Origin of the sequence: Streptomyces sp. KL116D, from assembly GCF_030766975.1 — a bacterium.
GTDB lineage: Bacteria > Actinomycetota > Actinomycetes > Streptomycetales > Streptomycetaceae > Streptomyces > Streptomyces longispororuber_A.
In genome coordinates this window covers 25608-41957 of record NZ_JASERH010000095.1, presented here as the reverse complement: position 1 = coordinate 41957, position 16350 = coordinate 25608, and the positions used below count along the sequence as shown (strand labels likewise).

General features: G+C 74.4%; 13 protein-coding genes. 7 read left to right on the top strand and 6 right to left on the bottom strand.

Features of this window, described 5'->3' with window-relative positions:
• Positions 1-2: 2 nt before the first annotated feature.
• The gene (locus RBJ77_RS37715) at positions 3-1256 is read right to left on the bottom strand and encodes an amidohydrolase (RefSeq protein WP_372349062.1); all 1254 of its coding nucleotides are present in this window, start codon (positions 1254-1256) and stop codon (positions 3-5) included.
• Between the two features lie 324 nt (positions 1257-1580).
• Between RBJ77_RS37715 and RBJ77_RS37710 the strand changes: the two genes are divergently transcribed.
• From RBJ77_RS37710 to RBJ77_RS37700, 3 genes are all read left to right on the top strand, one after another.
• Positions 1581-2117, top strand: coding sequence for a heme-binding protein (locus RBJ77_RS37710; protein ID WP_372349061.1), 537 nt, complete (start codon positions 1581-1583; stop codon positions 2115-2117).
• Positions 2118-2304: 187 nt separating this feature from the next.
• Entirely contained in the window at positions 2305-3630 is a 1326-nt protein-coding gene (locus RBJ77_RS37705; protein WP_372349060.1) for a cytosine permease, read from the top strand.
• Positions 3627-5078, top strand: coding sequence for an amidase (locus RBJ77_RS37700; protein ID WP_372349059.1), 1452 nt, complete (start codon positions 3627-3629; stop codon positions 5076-5078). The genes RBJ77_RS37705 and RBJ77_RS37700 overlap by 4 nt, the downstream gene beginning before the upstream one ends.
• 21 nt (positions 5079-5099) lie before the next feature.
• Here RBJ77_RS37700 and RBJ77_RS37695 read toward each other — a convergent pair whose 3' ends face one another.
• The 4 genes from RBJ77_RS37695 to RBJ77_RS37680 form a co-directional block, all read right to left on the bottom strand.
• Entirely contained in the window at positions 5100-5660 is a 561-nt protein-coding gene (locus RBJ77_RS37695; protein WP_372349058.1) for a DUF1097 domain-containing protein, read from the bottom strand.
• A 183-nt stretch (positions 5661-5843) separates the two neighbouring features.
• Positions 5844-7094 carry an amidohydrolase family protein gene (locus RBJ77_RS37690; protein ID WP_372349057.1) on the bottom strand — a complete coding sequence of 417 codons (1251 nt, stop codon included), beginning with the start codon at positions 7092-7094 and terminating at the stop codon, positions 5844-5846.
• 5 nt (positions 7095-7099) lie between these two features.
• Positions 7100-8164, bottom strand: coding sequence for an acetamidase/formamidase family protein (locus tag RBJ77_RS37685; protein ID WP_372349056.1), 1065 nt, complete (start codon positions 8162-8164; stop codon positions 7100-7102).
• A gap of 11 nt (positions 8165-8175) precedes the next feature.
• A complete protein-coding gene (locus tag RBJ77_RS37680) occupies positions 8176-9207 on the bottom strand; it encodes a carbamate kinase (protein ID WP_372349055.1) in 1032 nt (343 codons plus the stop codon).
• A gap of 169 nt (positions 9208-9376) precedes the next feature.
• On the opposite strand from RBJ77_RS37680, the gene RBJ77_RS37675 reads away from it, so the two are divergent.
• The 4 genes from RBJ77_RS37675 (at position 9377) to RBJ77_RS37660 (ending at position 14821) form a co-directional block, all read left to right on the top strand.
• Positions 9377-10966 carry a PucR family transcriptional regulator gene (locus tag RBJ77_RS37675; RefSeq protein WP_372349054.1) on the top strand — a complete coding sequence of 530 codons (1590 nt, stop codon included), beginning with the start codon at positions 9377-9379 and terminating at the stop codon, positions 10964-10966.
• Positions 10967-11082: 116 nt separating this feature from the next.
• On the top strand, positions 11083-12609 hold the full coding sequence (fdrA, locus tag RBJ77_RS37670; protein WP_372349053.1) for an acyl-CoA synthetase FdrA: 1527 nt from the start codon (positions 11083-11085) through the stop codon (positions 12607-12609).
• On the top strand, positions 12606-14015 hold the full coding sequence (locus RBJ77_RS37665; RefSeq protein ID WP_372349052.1) for a DUF1116 domain-containing protein: 1410 nt from the start codon (positions 12606-12608) through the stop codon (positions 14013-14015). The genes fdrA and RBJ77_RS37665 overlap by 4 nt, the downstream gene beginning before the upstream one ends.
• An 8-nt stretch (positions 14016-14023) precedes the next feature.
• Positions 14024-14821, top strand: a complete 798-nt coding sequence (locus RBJ77_RS37660; RefSeq protein WP_372349051.1) for a DUF2877 domain-containing protein — start codon at positions 14024-14026, stop codon at positions 14819-14821.
• A 44-nt stretch (positions 14822-14865) separates the two neighbouring features.
• Here RBJ77_RS37660 and RBJ77_RS37655 read toward each other — a convergent pair whose 3' ends face one another.
• Entirely contained in the window at positions 14866-16047 is a 1182-nt protein-coding gene (locus tag RBJ77_RS37655; RefSeq protein WP_372349050.1) for an alanine--tRNA ligase-related protein, read from the bottom strand.
• Between the last annotated feature and the right edge of the window lie 303 nt (positions 16048-16350).

Sequence of the window (16350 nt, the reverse complement as noted above, 5' to 3'; positions counted from 1 at the left end):
GGTCAGGGCGTGTCCAGCCACGTCAGCGCGGCCACCGTGAGCGCCTCCACGCCCGTGCTGAGGGTCGGCTCGATCAGCGGAGCGAAGTGCGGTGAGTGGTTCCCCGGCAGCTCGTCGAGACGGCCCTCCTGGAGCGCCGTCACCACCGTCTGCGCGTCGAGCCCGCCCCAGAACCAGAAGACGGTGGGCACCCCGAGCGACTCGCCGAACACCCCGACGTCCTCGCTCGCGTTGACCGGCGGCATCGGCATGATCCGCTCCGCCCCGAAGTGGTCGGTGAACGCGGCCAGCGTCGTCGCGGTGGCCGCGGGATCGCTGACCAGCGCCGGCACCGCCCCTGACCAGGCGAGGTCGGGCTCGCGCGGCGCGCCGCTCGCGGCTGCCTCGGCGCGGACGATGCGCTCCACCGCCGCCCGCACGAGCGCGCGCGTCGACTCCGTGGCCGAGCGGATGTTGACGCCGAGACCGGCGGTGTCGGGAATGATGTTGTCCTTGGTGCCGGCCTGCAGCCGGCCGACCGTGACGACCGCCGACTCGGCCGGCGGCACCTCCCGGGAGACGACCCCCTGGAGCCGGGTCACGACGTTCGCCGCCATCAGCACCGGGTCCACGGTGGACTCAGGACGCGAGCCGTGCCCCCCGCGCCCGTACAGCGTGATGTTCAGCGAGTCCGCGGCCGCCATCACCGGTCCGCTGCCGTGCCCGACGAACCCGGCGGGCAGTGGCCCCACGTGCTGGCCCAGCACGATCGACGGGGTGGGGAAGCGGGCGAACAGACCGTCGTCGACCATGTCGCGGGCGCCGCAGCCGAGCTCCTCCGCGGGCTGGAACACCAGGAGCACGGTGCCGCGCCACTGCTCGCGCGCCCCGGCCAGCAGGGTCGCCGCCCCGACCAGGCACGCCGCGTGCATGTCGTGCCCGCACGCGTGCATCACCGGCACGTCGGTGCCGTCGGCGTCCACGCCGCGCTGCTCGCTCGCGTAGGGCAGCCCGGTCTTCTCCTCCACCGGCAGCGCGTCGAAGTCGGCCCGCAGCATCACCACGGGCCCGTCGCCGCCGCGCAGCACCCCGACGACCCCGGTGCCGCCGACGCCCTCGGTGACCTCGTCCACGCCCGCGGCCCGCAGCCGCCCGGCGAGCAGGGCGGCCGACCGGTGCTCCTGCCGCGACAGCTCCGGATGTCGGTGCAGGTCCTGGTACAGCCCGGCCAGGTCCTCCCGGATCTTCGCCAGCCCCGCCGTCACCGTGTGCGCCATGGTCGAGCCTCTCCTTCGCCGATCGCCGAACGGTGCTCACCGTACGGGGAGCCGGCGCCGTCGCGGCTGGGCGCGCCGACCGTGGGGTCATCCGATCGGCCGACCCCGGCCTCGTCCGCTCGGCCCGCCGCCCCGAGCCGGAACGTCGACGGGGCGACCCCGGTCCCGGGCCCAGGATGGAGTGCAGAGCGGGACAGCGCGCCGGACCCACCGGAGCCTCCGCCCGCAGGGCCCGGACACAGGGTCCGCCCCACACGTTCGGAACCCCACGGGCGGACGTCGTACCCCCACGATGTCGCCGACGAATCCCAGGAGTTGACCCCCATGCAGAAGCTCTCCCGCCGCGCCCGCGTCGCCACCGGTGCCGCCGTCCTCGCCGCCGTCGCCGCCGGCACCTTCGGCACCGTCTCCGCGACCGCCGCGCCGCAGGCCGCCCCCGCCGCCGCGCAGGCCGCCGACACCATCACGTCCACGCACCTGACGATCGACGCCGCGTCGAAGGCCGCGCAGGCCGCGCTCGACGCCGCGAAGAAGGAGAACCAGAAGGTCTCCGTCGCCGTCGTCGACCGCAACGGCAACACCGTCCTGACGCTGCGCGGCGACGGCGCGGGCCCGCAGTCCTACGAGGCCGCGGAGAAGAAGGCGTACACCGCCGTCTCCTGGAACGCCCCGACGTCCGAGCTGGCCGAGCGCCTGGACAAGGCCCCGACGCTGAAGGACATCCCGGGCACGCTGTTCCTCGCGGGCGGCGCCCCCGTCACCGCGGACAAGGCCCCGATCGCGGGCATCGGCGTGGCCGGCGCCCCGTCGGGCGACCTGGACGAGAAGTTCGCCCAGGCCGGCGTCGACGCCCTCAAGTAGGACGGACCGCCGGGCGCGGCGCGAGGGCCGAAGGCTCCCGCGCCGCGCCCGCCGTGGTGCACGACTGCCAGGAAGTGGGCCCCCAAACCCGGCAGCGGGTGACAGTGACGCGACGACCGTGCCACGGCCACTCTGCTGTGGCACGTCCCTGAGCCGCTGACGGGACACCGCCTACCCGGGAGCGTCCGTGAGCACCGTCCGCACCAGCACGCCGCGCACCGCGCGGTCCACCGCCGATCCACACGCCGAGTACGAGCACGAGCCCGTCCCGCAGGCCGCCCGCAAGGGCCTGCTGTCGGTGTCCGCCGTCTGGTTCGGCTTCCCGATGAACCTCGGCAACGCCGTCTTCGGCGGCGTCATCGTGTACCACCTCGGTTTCCTCACCGGAGCCGTCGCGATCGTCCTCGGCAACCTCGTCCTGTTCGGCTACGTCGGCGCGCTCAGCTGGCTCGCCGGCCGCAGCGGCGAGAACTTCGCCCAGCAGACCGCCCGCACCTTCGGCACCCTCGGCGCCCGGATCCCCGCGGCGTTCCTGTCGACCGTCGTCATCGGCTGGTACTCCTTCCAGATCGGACTGTCCGGCACCAACCTCCAACAGGCCCTGGGCTGGGCCACGTTGTGGGGTGCGCTGGCCGGCGGCGCCTTCTTCGCCGCGCTCACCGTCGCCGGGATCCGCGCCCTGTCCCTGATCGGCCTGATCGCCACCCCGCTCTTCGTCGTGCTGGCCGCCGTGGCCCTCTGGTACGGCATCGGGGACGTGTCCCTCGGCTCCGCGCTCACCTATGCGGGGCCCGGTACCGCCCTGTCGTTCGGGGCGGCCGTCAGCATCGTCATCGCCGGGTTCGCCGACTCCGGCACCATGACCGCCGACTTCACCCGCTGGGCGAAGAGCGGGCGGTCCGCGGTCGTCGCCGCGGCGTGCGCCTTCCCCTTCGCGAACTCGGTGGCCTTCCTCGTCGGCGGGCTCGTCGTCGCGGTCGGCGGCGCCGCCGACCCGGCCGCCGACGGTGGCGGCTTCCTCGGCCTGCTGACCGGCCACGGCCCGTTCCTCACCACCCTCGCGGTGATCTTCGTCTTCGCCAACCTCGGCTCCGTGGCGGCCCATTGCCTCTACAACGGCGCCGTCGGCTGGTCCGCGCTCACCCCCGGCCGGATGCGCCCGCTGGCGCTGGTGCTCGGCGCGCTCGGCCTGCTCGCGGCCCTGACCGGGATCTGGGCGCACTTCGTCGACTGGCTGAACCTGCTCGGCATCTTCGTCCCGCCGATCGGCGCGATCCTCATCACCGACCAGGTGGTCCTGCGCCGCCGCACGGCCACCCGCTCCGCCACGGCCTACCGATGGCTCGCCCTCCTCGCGTGGGCGCTCGGCGCGGGAGCCGCCACCGCCGCCCACCACCTGCTGCCCGGCGCCGTCGACGCGCTCGTCGGGATCGCCGTCGCGGCCGCGGCCTACGCGGCACTGGAACGCCTGCCGCACCGTGCGGACCGCCGCGGTGAAGGAGCGGCCCGATGACCGCGGCGCCCGACACGAACCGCGCCCTGTGGGGCCTGTCCGCGACCGAACTCACGGCGGGCGTGCGAGGGTTGGAGATCTCGCCGGTCGAGGTCGTCGACGCCGTCCTCGACCGGATCGCCGACGTCGACGGCACCCTCGCCGCGTACTGCACCCTCGTCCCCGAGCAGGCCCGCGCCCGGGCCGGGGCCCTCGCCGACCGGCTCGCCCGCGGCGCGGACCCGGGCCCGCTCACCGGGCTCCCGCTCGGCGTGAAGGACCTGATCAGCACGGCGGGCATCCGCACCACCTCCGGGTCACCGGCCTACGCCGAGTTCGTCCCGGACGAGGACGACATCGTCGTCGAACGCTCGCTGGCCGCCGGTGCCGTGGTCGTCGGCAAGACCAACGCCTCCGAGTTCGGCTACAGCGCCACCGGCCACAACCCGCTGTTCCCGACCACCCGCAATCCGTGGAACACCGCCCTCACGCCCGGCGGCTCCAGCGCCGGATCGGCGGCGGCGGTCGCGGCCGGGCTCGCCCCGGTCGCGCTCGGGTCCGACGGCGGCGGCTCGGTCAGGGTGCCAGCCGCCCACTGCGGACTCGTCGGGTTCAAGGCGTCCATGGGCCGGGTGCCCGTGTGGCCGGGCTGCCGCGACGAGCGCCTTCCGGGCGTCTCCGGCTGGGAGTCCCTGGAGCACATCGGGCCGCTCACCCGCACCGTCGCCGACACCGCCCTGATGATGTCCGTGCTGGCCGGCCCCGACCCGCGCGACCGGCACTCCGTCCCGTGCGCCGACGTCGACTGGACCGCGGCCGCCCGGCCCGCCGACGTCACCGGACTCCGGGTCGCCTACAGCGCCGACCTCGGCTACCTCGCCGTCGACCCCGAGGTGCGCCGCGTCGTCGGCGACGCCGTGCGCGTCCTGGAACGCGACCTCGGCTGCCGGGTCGAGGCGGCCGATCCCGGCTGGCCCGACCCTGGCGAGGCGTTCGCCGCGCTGATCGCCGCCGACACGGACCTGACCGGCCTGCGCCGACTGATCGACGTGCACGGGGAGCACATGTCGCCGCACCTCGTCGCCATGATGCGACGGCCGTGGACGGCCGAGCAGTTCACCGACGCCAACCTGGTCCGCAAGGCCGTGGTGAACCGGATGGCACGCTTCATGTCCGGGTACGACGTGCTGGTGACGCCGACGACGGCCGTGCCCGCGTTCCCCGTCGACATCCAGGGGCCCACCGTCATCGACGGCCGGGCGGTGCCCGACACGGCCTGGACCGGCTTCACGTTCCCGCAGAACCTGACCGGCCAGCCGGCGATCAGCGTGCCCGCGGGGACGACCCGGGACGGGCTGCCCGTCGGGCTCCAGATCACCGGCCGGCACCTGGCCGACGCCGACGTCCTGCGGCTGGCTGCGGCGTTCGAGCGGGCGGCGCCGTGGGCGGACCGGTGGCCCGCCCCCTAGGGCCTGCCGTCACACTCCCGGTCAGGCCGGATCCGCCGCCGCGGGTGCCGGGGCCGGCGACCCGTCCGCGTTCTTCGCCTCCTTCACGGGGAAGGTGAGCTTCATCGAGAGGTAGGCGAAGACCGGGCCGAGGGCGTTCATCGCGATGACGCAGATCCACGCGGACCAGGGGTTGCCCGCGTCGTAGCCGAAGCCCCCGAAGAACGTCGCGAAGTAGCTCGCGAAGCCGAAGAACATGCCGGGGATCAGCGCCAGCGCCTTGATCCGGCCCGCGTACATCAGCGCGCTGTTGACCACGAGGATCACCAGCGCCTGGAAGCAGTTGCGGGCGAACTGGCCCTCGCCGAAGGCCGTTCCCGCGTGTTCCTCGACGAGCACGATGACGAGGGCGAAGGTGGAGCCCGCCGGCATGGCGAGCCACAGCCGCCGCGCGTTGGTGAGGGAGGGGCCGCCGAGCAGGAATGTGCCCGCCCAGGAGATGAAGATCGCCCACGGTGGCAGGTGCAGTGCGGTGCCGCCGATGAACGCCGTGAGGCCGGCGAGGACGGAGGCGACGATTTCGTGCGGGAGGCGTTCGCGCATGAGGGCTCCTTGGCGGGAGGGGTCGATGGAGGTGCGCAAAGCCGTGCGGGTGCGGGTGCGGGTGCGGGTGTGGGGGTGGTGCGGGGCGGTGCGAGTCGTGAGGGGTGTGAGGGGTGCGGGTCGTGACGGATACAGGTCGGAGGGATACAGGTCGTGGGGGGTGCCTCGTGCCCTGAAGTCGCCTCAGGGCACGAGGAGTTCGCGGGTGCGGGTCGAGCGGGCCACGACGCGGCCCGCCTTGACGACCCAGGCCCGTTCGGGCCGGTCGAGCACAATGTCGTCGTACGCGGTGGTGTCCAGGACCAGCAGATCGGCGCGGGCGCCGGGCCGGACCCCGTAGCCGTCGTGGACGCCGACGACCCGCGCCGCCTCGTACGTCACCATGCGCAGCACCCGGCGCAGATCGGCGGCGCCCGAGAGGTGCCCGGTCTGGGCGAGCAGCAGCGCGGTGTCGAGCGGGTCCGCGGAGCCGTACGGGGTGAACGCGTTGCGGACGTTGTTCGAGGAGCAGGCGGTGAGGACGCCCGCGTCCCACAGCTCGCGCACCGGCGCGACGCCCCGCCGGACGGCGGTCGTGTCACCGCGCCCGCCGAGGTACAGATCGGTCGCCGGCAGCGGCACGACGGCCACGCCCGCGGCCGCCAACGCGGCCATGGCGCGCGCCCGTTCAGCGGGTGGGCGCCCCGCCAGGGACGTCATGTGGCCGAGCGCCACCCGGCCGCCGAGACCACGACGCGCGGTCTGCTCCCCGATGAACTCGGCCAGGGCGTAGCGCGGATCGGAGGCGTCGTCGCCGAAGTCGGCGTGCAGATCGGCCGGTACGCCGTGCTCCACGGCGAGGTCGAGGACCAGCTCGACGTGGGCGCGGCAGTCCTCCAGCGTGGCCTCGTTGTAGGTGCAGCCGCCGACCACGTCCGCGCCGGCGGCGAGCGCCGCCCGCAGCAGCTTCTCCGTGCCAGGCGAGCGCAACACGCCCTCCTGCGGGAACGCCACGATCTGCAGGTCGAGCGCGTGGGCGTACGCGGCCCGCAGCTCGACGAGCACCTCGACGCCGATCAAACCCTCGATCGGGTCGACGTCGGGATGGGCGCGGATCACCGTGGTGCCGTTGAGGATCGCCGCCTCGACGACCCGGCGGGCGCGCGCCCGGACGTTGTCGTGGGTGAAGTCCGCCTTCAGGGCGCCGGTGACCGAGATCGCCCCGGCGAGGGTCCCGTCCGGATTGGCCCGCAGCCCGTCCAACAGCGCCTTGTCCAGGTGGAGATGGGGCTCGACGAAGGCGGGCACGACGACGCGGCCCGCACAGTCGATCTCCTCGCACGTCCCCGCGGGCGGCGCCGCGCCGACGGCGCTGATGCGGCCGTCGGTGACGGTGATGTCGCTCGGCGTCGCCGCGTCCTCGACCCGGGCGTCGCGCAGGATCAGATCGGCCATCGGGTTCACGCCTCCGTACCGAAGTCGGCCTTGCGGATGAGACAGTGCACGCCCTTGACCTGGTCGACGACCTGGGAGACCTCGAAGTCGGCGGCGGCGCTCAGATAGGCGTAGGCCGCGTGCCGTGCCATGCCGACGTGCCCGGTGAGGAAGTCGAGGGCCGCGCGCACGGCGTCCCGCATCGCCTCGTCGAGGTCCTCGTGCAGGCCGACGGGTATCCAGTGCGCGTCGGTCTCGGCGAACGGGCGGGCGAGCAGGTGCGCGGCCGCGCCCTTGACGACCGTGAGCCGGACGGTGGCCCGCAGCGGCGCCTCGAACGCGGTGAGCGCCACCTCGCCGTTGCCCTGCGCGAAGTGCGGGTCGCCGATGTGGAAGCCGGCGCCCTCGGTCTGCACGGGGAGGTAGAGGGCGCTGCCGGTGAGGAGGTGGCGGATGTCGAGGTTGCCGCCGTGCGCCCCCGGCGGGATGCTGTTCGGCCGCTCGACGGTGTCGGTGGCGACGCCCAGGATGCCCGGGAACGGGGCGAGCGGGAAGCGGACCCGACGCTCGCGCAGGGCGGCGGAGCCGCCGCCGTACGCGAGGGAGCCCGTGTCGCCGTCGGCCCGGCAGAACGTGAACTCCGGCCCGTCCAGGGCGAACTCGCCGGGGAGCGCACCGCGTGTGTGCCGGGTGGAGACGATGCCGTAGTCGGTGCGGCGGTGCAGCGTGAGGATCTCCACCTTGAGCACGTCGCCGGGGTGCGCCGAGCGGACGTGGACCGGGCCGAGGACCACGTGCGGTCCGTCGGCCGCGGGGTCGCGGGCGAGCAGCGTCGAGGCCAGCTCCCGCGCGTCGTCCAGCACCTCGCCCTTCGGGACGCCGAACGACCCGAAGAACGCCACCGGATCGCTGCCCTGGTCCTCCAGGATGCCCTCGTGCGAGACCGTGTCGAAGGTGACGGTCGCCCCGGAGTCCACGGTCAGGACCGCCTTCGTGTCCCGGCACGGCAGCCGCCCCCACAGCACGTTCGCGGGGTCGGCCGCCACGTAGTGGGCGCCGTCGATGGGCCCGTGGCCCGCCTGAAGCAGCATGCAGGGTCTCCCTAGGTCGGTGCGACGGTCGGTGCGGGCGTCGGTGCTGACGCCGGGGCTGCGGTCGGGGAAGCGGTGGCGGGGACGGCGGTGGCGGTGATCCGGGTGCCGCCCGCGCCGTCGAGTGCCGCCGCGAGCCCGTCCGGTGACGTGATGAGCACGACCCGGCCGGGGCCGCCGGCCAGGAACTCCAGGGCGGCCCGGATCTTGGGGCCCATGCTCCCCTCGGGGAACTGGCCCTGGGCGAGCAGGAGCCGGGCCTCCTCGGCGTCGACACGGTCCAGGAAGCGCTGCCCGGGCCTGCCGTAGTCGACGGCGACCCGGTCCACGCCCGTCGTGATGACGAGGAGCTCCGCGTCCAGGGCGGTGGCCAGGTGCGCCGAGGTGAGGTCCTTGTCGATGACCGCCTCCACGCCCCGGAAGCCCCCGCCGGGCGTCTCGCGCAGCGGGATGCCGCCGCCCCCGCCCGCGATGACCGTGAACCTGTCGGCGGCCAGACTGCGGACCGCCTCCGTCTCCAGGACACGCAGGGGCCGCGGCGACGGCACGACGCGGCGCCAGCCGCGGCCCGCGTCCTCGGCGACGCTCCAGCCGTGCTCGGCGGCCAGCGCCCGGGCCGCCGACTCGGTCAGGAACGACCCGATCGGCTTCGTCGGACGCGCGAAGGCCGGGTCGTCCGCCGCCACCACGGTGTGCGTGACGAGCGCCGCCACCCGGCCCGGCAGCAGCTCGCCGAGCGTGCTCGCCAGGATGTAGCCGATGCTGCCCTGCGAGTCCGCCACGCACATGTCCAGGTCGAGGGCGGGGAGTTCGGGGGCCAGCGGCGCCACCAGGTCGGAGCGGCGCTTGATGAAACCGACCTGCGGGCCGTTCCCGTGGGTGACGACCACCCGACGTCCGCCGGCCGCGAGCGCGGCGAGCGGAGCGGCCAACTGCCGTGCGGCGTCGAACTGTTCGGCGATGGTGGCGCGGGCGCCGCCCCGCAGCAGCGCGTTGCCGCCGATGGCCACCACTGCCGTACGGTGCGCTGTCGGGGGAGTCATGGCCGAACCGTAGGCCGGGGCGGAACGGCAGGTCATGGGCACGTGCTGCCAGCGCCGCCCCCGCCCGGCTGGCAGCACGTGACAGCGACGCGGCGGTGAGCACCGGGAAACACGGAAGTTACGCCGCGGGTATTACCCATCACACCGGCCCGACGCATAGTGACTGGGCATGACGGTATACGGCACCGGCTCGCAGCAGGACGCACCGCCCGCACCGGGAGCGGGGCTCACCGTGCGCGAAGCCCTGGAACTGCCCTGCCTCAGCGGGGCCAGACTCGTCGCCGGCGCGCGCGGCGACGGCCGGCGCATCCGCGTCGTCAACATCATGGAGGTCCCCGACATCGTCCGCTGGATGCGCGGCGGCGAACTCCTGCTCACCACCGCCTACGCGGTCCGCGACGACGTCGACGCCCTGTGCGCGCTCGTCCCCGTCCTCGCCGAACGCGGCCTCGCCGGACTCGGCGTCAAGGTCGGCCCCTACCTGTCCCGGCTGCCCCCGCGGATGCTGCGCCTCGCCGACGAACTCGGTTTCCCCGTCGTGGAGTTGCCCGGCGGCGTCATGTTCAACGACATCCTCTCGGAGGTCATCGGCACCGTCCTGAACCGGCAGGCGCTGGAGCTGGAGCACTCCCGGGCCATCCACGAACGTCTCACCCGCGTCGCCATCGGCGGCGGCTCCTACCAGGACCTCATGAACGTCCTGCTGGAACTCTCCGGCTGCGCGGCCGCCGTCCTCGACGAACACGGCGCGGTGCTCGCCTCGGCCGGCGCGCCGCCCACCGACGAACCGCCCGCCCACAGCCGCACCGTCCACGTCGACAGCCGTGCCGTGGGCAGCGTCGGCCTGTGGACCGCCGCGGACCCCGACGACGACACCGGACTGCAGGGTCACGCCCACCGCGTCGTCGCCCTGGAGCACGCCACGACCGTCGCCGCCACCATCGCCGCCCAGGAACGCGCCGTCACCAGCCGGGAGCAGCGCTACCGCGCCCTGATGCTGATGGAACTTGTCTCCCGGCCGCCCCGCGACCGCGCGGAGACGGTGCGCCGCGCCTCCGCGATGGGCTGGAACCCCTGGCTGCCGCGCGCGGCCGTCCTGCTGGAGGTGACCGACGCGCAGGGCGCCACACCGTGCAGCGAACTCGCCCTGGAGGAGCGTCTGTTGCCCCTCGCCCGACGGGCCGCGGGCGACGACGCCGTCATCTGGAGCTGCCAGGGCGGACTCGCCCTGCTGGTCGCCGCGGGCGACTCGCTGACCGACCGTTGCCACGCCGTCCACCGGGCCGTGACCGCCGCCCACCCCGACTGGGACGTCGTGGTCGCCGCCGGCACCGTCCGCGACGACTTCGCCGACTTCCACCACAGCTACGCGGAGGCCGTGGAGACCCTCACCCTCGGCCGTGAGGTGCACGGCCCCGACTTCGTCCGCGGCTACGCCGAACTCGGCGTCTACCGGCTGCTCGGCCACCTCCCCGACGAGGAGCTGCGCCGGCTGGTGGCCGACGCGCTGGGCCCGCTCCTCGACTACGACCGCGACCACGAGGGCAGCCTCGTCGACACCCTCGGTGCCTATCTGCTGCACGACCGCAACGGCGTCGCGGTCGCCGCCCGGCTGCACATCCACTACAACACCCTGCGCTACCGGCTGCGCCAGATCGAACGGCTCACCGGGGGCCTGGAACGCACCCCGATGAGCCGTCTGCAGACCGAACTCGCCGTGCACGCCCGCCGGATGCTCACCGCCCGCGACCGCGGCTGACCGGGCGCTCCGACCGGGCGCTGCGGTCACTGTCACCTGGTGCCGGTAAACCCCGGGCGAGCGCTGGCAGCCCGGGCCATGCCGCAGCGTGGTGCGTGCTGCCTACAGTCGGGGCCATGGTGCTGCGAAACGCCGTCCACACGAACCTGTACGCCGATTCGGTCACGCTGATGCGAGCGGCCGCGCGGATCGCCGAGCGGCCCGGCGTCCTGACTGCGAGCCTGGTCATGGGTACCGCCGCCAACCAGGACGTCCTCGACCGCGCCGGGCTGCTCGCCGACGAGGGCCGCACCGCCGGCCCCAACGACCTGGTGGTCGCCGTCCGGTGCGCCGACGACGAGGAGGCCACGGCCGCCCTCGCCGCCGCCCTGGCCGCGCTCGCCGAGACGCCCGGCCCGGCGGACCCGGAGGGCGAGGTGCCGCTGCGCGCCCTGGCCGCCGCCCCCGACGACACCGACCTCGCCCTGATCTCCACCCCCGGCCCGTACGCCGCCGCCGAAGCGCTGAAAGCCCTGCGCCGGGACATGAACGTCTTCCTCTTCAGCGACCACGTCTCCCTCGCCGACGAACTGACACTCAAACAAGAAGCCGCGCGGCGCGGCCTGTTGGTGATGGGGCCCGACTGCGGGACGTCCCTCGTCGCCGGGGCCCCCCTCGGGTTCGCCAACGCGGTGCGGCGCGGCGGCATCGGACTCGCCGGAGCCTCCGGCACCGGACTGCAGCAGGTGTCCTGTCTCGTGCACGCGATGGGCGCGGGCGTCAGCCACCTCATCGGTACCGGGAGCCGGGACCTGAGCGAGGAGATCGGCGGCCTCTCCACCCTCGCCGCCCTCGACCTGCTGGCCGCCGACCCGGCCACCGAGGTCGTCGTCCTCGTCTCCAAGCCGCCCGCGCCCCGCGTCGCCCGGCGGGTCCTGGAACGGGCCGCGGGCATCGGCAAACCGGTCGTCGCCTGCTTCCTCGGCGCCGCCTCCGGCACGGCGCCGCCCGGCGTGACCCAGGTCGCCACCCTGGACGAGGCGGCGCGCGCCGCGGCCTCCCTCGCCCTCGGCGTCCCCGTGCCCGTCACGGAGACCGTGACTCCGCCCGCCCCCCGGGAGCCACGGCGCTGGGTGCGCGGACTGTACGCGGGCGGCACCTTCGCGTACGAGGCGGAACTCCTGCTCCGCGCCCGCCTCGGCGCCGTCGTCCGCGAGACACCGCCGCCGCCACCGGGCGCACCGCCCGCCCTGCCCGCCGCCCACCTGGTGCTCGACCTCGGCGACGACGCCTACACCACCGGCCGCCCGCACCCCATGATCGACCCGACGGTACGGACCGCGTACCTGAGGGCCGCGCTCGACGATCCGTCGACGGCCGTCGTCCTCCTCGACGTGGTCATCGGCCACGGCGCCGCACCCGACCCCGCCGGAGAGATCGCCCGGCTCCTGGCCGGACGGCCGACGCCCGAAGAGGGGCCCCTCGTGCTCGCCTTCGTGGTCGGCACCGACCGCGACCCCCAGCAACTCGACGTACAGCGAAGCGTGTTGGCAGACGCCGGGGCTGTCGTCATGGGCAGCGGCACGCCCGCCGCACGGGCCGCCGCCGACGCGGTGGCCGGCATCGCACCGCACGTCGAGGTCAGGATCGGAGAGGGAGTATGACGACGTCAGGACTGCTGGCGGCGGCGCCGCGGATCGTCGCGGTCGGCGTGGAGGGCTTCGCCGCACCGGCGGCCGACGCGGGCGCCACCGTGCACCACGTCGACTGGCGCCCGCCCGCCGCCGGGGACGAGGACCTCGGCGCCAAACTCGCCCGGCTCACCTCCCATCCGGCGATCGAGCGGGCCAACACCCGTGCCCTGGACGCCGTCCTCGCGGTCCAGCCGCTCCTGGTCGACGTGGCCCCGGCCCAGGACCTCATCCCGCAACTCGGCGAGGAACGCCTTCTGTTGCACGCAGGTCCACCCCTCCCGTACGCGCGGATGTGCGGCCCCATGCGGGCGGCCGTCGTCGGCGCCGCGCTCCTGGAAGGCTGGGCGGAGACACCGGAACAGGCGGAGCGCCTCGCCGCCGACGGCGGCATCCGCTTCGAACCGTGCCACCACCACGACGCGGTCGGCCCGATGGCGGGCATCATCTCGCGCTCCATGCCGCTGCTCGTCGTCGAGGACCGGGACACCGGACGCCGCGCCTACTCCAACCTCAACGAGGGGCAGGGCCGCTGCCTGCGCTACGGAGCGCTCGGCGACGACGTGATGACCCGCCTGCGCTGGATGGGGGAGCGTCTCGGACCCAGCCTGCGCGCCGCGCTGCGCTCCCGCGACGAACCCGTCGACCTGCGCGGCCTCACGGCACAGGCCCTGCAGATGGGCGACGAGTGCCACAGCCGCAACACCGCCGCGAGCGCGCTGCTCACCCGCGAACTGGCCGCGGGACTCGCCAGGGCCGCCGATCTCGGCGGCGTCGAGGCCCTCGACTTCCTCGGCGGGAACAACTACTGGTTCCTCAACTTCTCGATGGCGGCGAGCAAACTGGCGATGGACGCGGGCCACGGCGTGGAGCACTCGACGCTCGTCACCGCCTTCGCCCGCAACGGAGTCGACGTCGGCATCCGGGTCAGCGGCCTCGGGGACGCCTGGTTCCGGGCGCCCGCCGCCGCCGTCGACGGCCTGTACTTCGCCGGGTTCGGCCCCGACGACGCCAACCCCGACATCGGCGACAGCGCCATCACCGAGACCCACGGCCTGGGCGGCTTCGCGATCGCCGCCGCGCCCGCCATCGTCGGCTTCGTCGGCGGCACCCCGGAACGGGCCCGCAGGATCAGCCGCGAGATGGCCGGCCTGACCCTCGGCCGGCACCGCGACTACCAGCTGCCGGGACTCGACTTCGTGGGCAGCCCCGTCGGCATCGACCTCCGCAAGGTCGTGGACACCGGCCTCGAACCGGTCGTCACCACCGGCATCTCGCACCGCGAGCCCGGCATCGGACAGATCGGCGCCGGTCTCACCCACGCGCCGCTGCGGTGCTTCACCGAGGCACTCGCCGCGTTCCACGAGCCGTGCGACTGACGGGAGTCGTGAGCGAGGCGGTCGCCGACCTGGTGCACGGTCCGCTGCGCCCGGGCCGGGTGGTCGCCGGCACCCGCCTCGCCCTGTACGTGACCACGGGCGACCCCGGCCGCCCGGCCGTGGCCCTGATCCACCCCGGCGCCGTCCGCGTCCCCAACGGAGTGCTCCTCCCGCACGCCGCGCCACCACAGCCCCGGCCGGGGACGCCCGCCGTGATCGGCGCCGGCCGCATCACCGTCGGCCCCTGGTGCGTCCGGGCCGAGGGGTCCTGGGCGCCGCCCCGCGCCCAGGGCCTCCTCACCGGCCCCGTCCGCGCGGACCGGTACGCGGAGCTGGCCCACGCCGCCGGACCGGGCGGCCCCGAACTGGCCGGACTTCGCGCGGCCCTGCGCGCCGACGACCCGGAGCGGATCGTCGGCGCGGGCCGTGCCCTGGTCGGCCGGGGCCCGGGCCTCACCCCGTCCGGCGACGACGTCCTGTGCGGCGCGCTCCTCGCCCGGCACGCCACGGGCCGCCCCACCGGAGCACTCGCCGCCGCGGTGCGGGACGCCGAGGCGCGCACCCCGCTGGTGTCGGCTGCGCTGCTGCGGCACGCGGTGCGCGGTGAGTGCATCCCCCAACTGGCTGGTGTACTGGCCGGCTTGACGTCACCGTCATCGCTCGACGTACGCCCGCTGCTGGCGGTCGGGCATCACTCGGGGTCGGATCTGGCGCGAGGCGTCGTGATGGGGCTCGCAGCGCGGAACACGGCCAGGGCCTTGTGCTGCACGGCGATCGCGACGGGCAGCAGGGCGGGGACCTCGTGACTGCCGTGGAAGGCGAACGGGCGGCCCCGGCCGGGCGGGGACCGTCACCGCGACCGCAGGTCCCGTACGAGATCGCGCGGCAGGCCGTGGGTGTCGTGCAGGTAGTGGAAGTCCTCCTCGTCCAGCGGGCCCTGGAAGCGCGGCCGGGACAGGACGCGCCGGCCCCGCTCCAGGAGCCCGCGGAACCGCCGCTCCTCGTCGCACAGCACCCGCACGACCTCCTCCGGATCCGTGTCCTGGCGGAAGTGGTCCAGCGTGTGCCGCACCAACTCGCCCGGCAGGTCGCCGAGTTCACGCGACGGATCGTCGCGCCACAGGACGGTGAGGACGCGCCGCACCAGGCGCCGCAACACGTAGCCGCGGCCGGTGTTGCCCGGACGCACGCCGTCGCCGATCACCACGACGGCCGAGCGGAGATGGTCGTGGACCAGCCGCAGCGAGGACTCGTCCAGCGGCCACAGCGGCGGCAGGAGCCGGCGCCACGGGTCGAAGACGTCGCACTCGAAGACCGACGGCCTGCCCTGCAGCAGCGAGGCGAGCCGCTCCAGGCCGAGGCCGGTGTCGACATTGCGCTGGGGGAGCGGGACCAGCGACCCGTCGTCGAGCCGACGGTGCCGCATCATCACGTGGTTCCAGACCTCCACCCAGCGGTCGTCGCGGGTCGGTGTCGACTCCGGCGGGGTGTCGCCGGTCCACAGGAAGATCTCGGAGTCGGGGCCGCACGGACCGGTGGGCCCGTTCGACCACCAGTTGTCGTCGAGCGTCAACTCGACCGGCACGCCGAGCCGTTCCCACACCTCCAGGGAGCCGGTGTCCAGGCCGGTCCGTTCGTCGCCGCCGAAGACGGTGGCGTGCAGCAGCCCCGGATCGACGCCGAGGCCCTCGGTGAGCAGGCCGTATCCCCAGCCGAGGCTCTGCGGCCCCTCGTAGTCGCCCAGCGACCAGGTGCCGAGCATCTCGAAGACGGTCAGGTGCGTGGTGTCGCCGACCTCGTCCAGGTCCGTGGTGCGCAGGCAGCGCTGCACGTTGACCAGACGTCTGCCGAGCGGATGAGGACGGCCCTCCAGGTACGGGGTGAGGGGGTGCATCCCGGACGTGGTGAACAGCACCGGGTCGCCGGGCGGTGGCAGCAGCGACGAGCCGGTGACGCGGTGGTGGCCGCGGTCCTCGTAGTACTCGACGAACGTGCGCACGATGTGCTCGGTCGTGATCGGTTCCGTGTTCATGGTCTGTGGCTCCTTCGCGGGGGCGAGCGGGAGGCACCGGACGACGGTCCGCGGGAAGGGCTGGGTGAACGTCCGAGAACGCGAAACCCCGGCGGGCCGTTTCCGGTCGCCGGGGGAAAGTGGTACGTCAGGCGGCGGCAACCGGCGAGCTGGTCGCTCGCGCGGCTGCGGTGGTGGTTCGGCCGGTGACGTTCATACCGTCGACGATAACGCCCCGCTCCACGCGGGGCGAAAGATTTTTTCGCCGAGGTGTCGATTCCGGGCGGGGCCGTGCGTCGGTGGGTGTAGGAAGCTCACGGACAC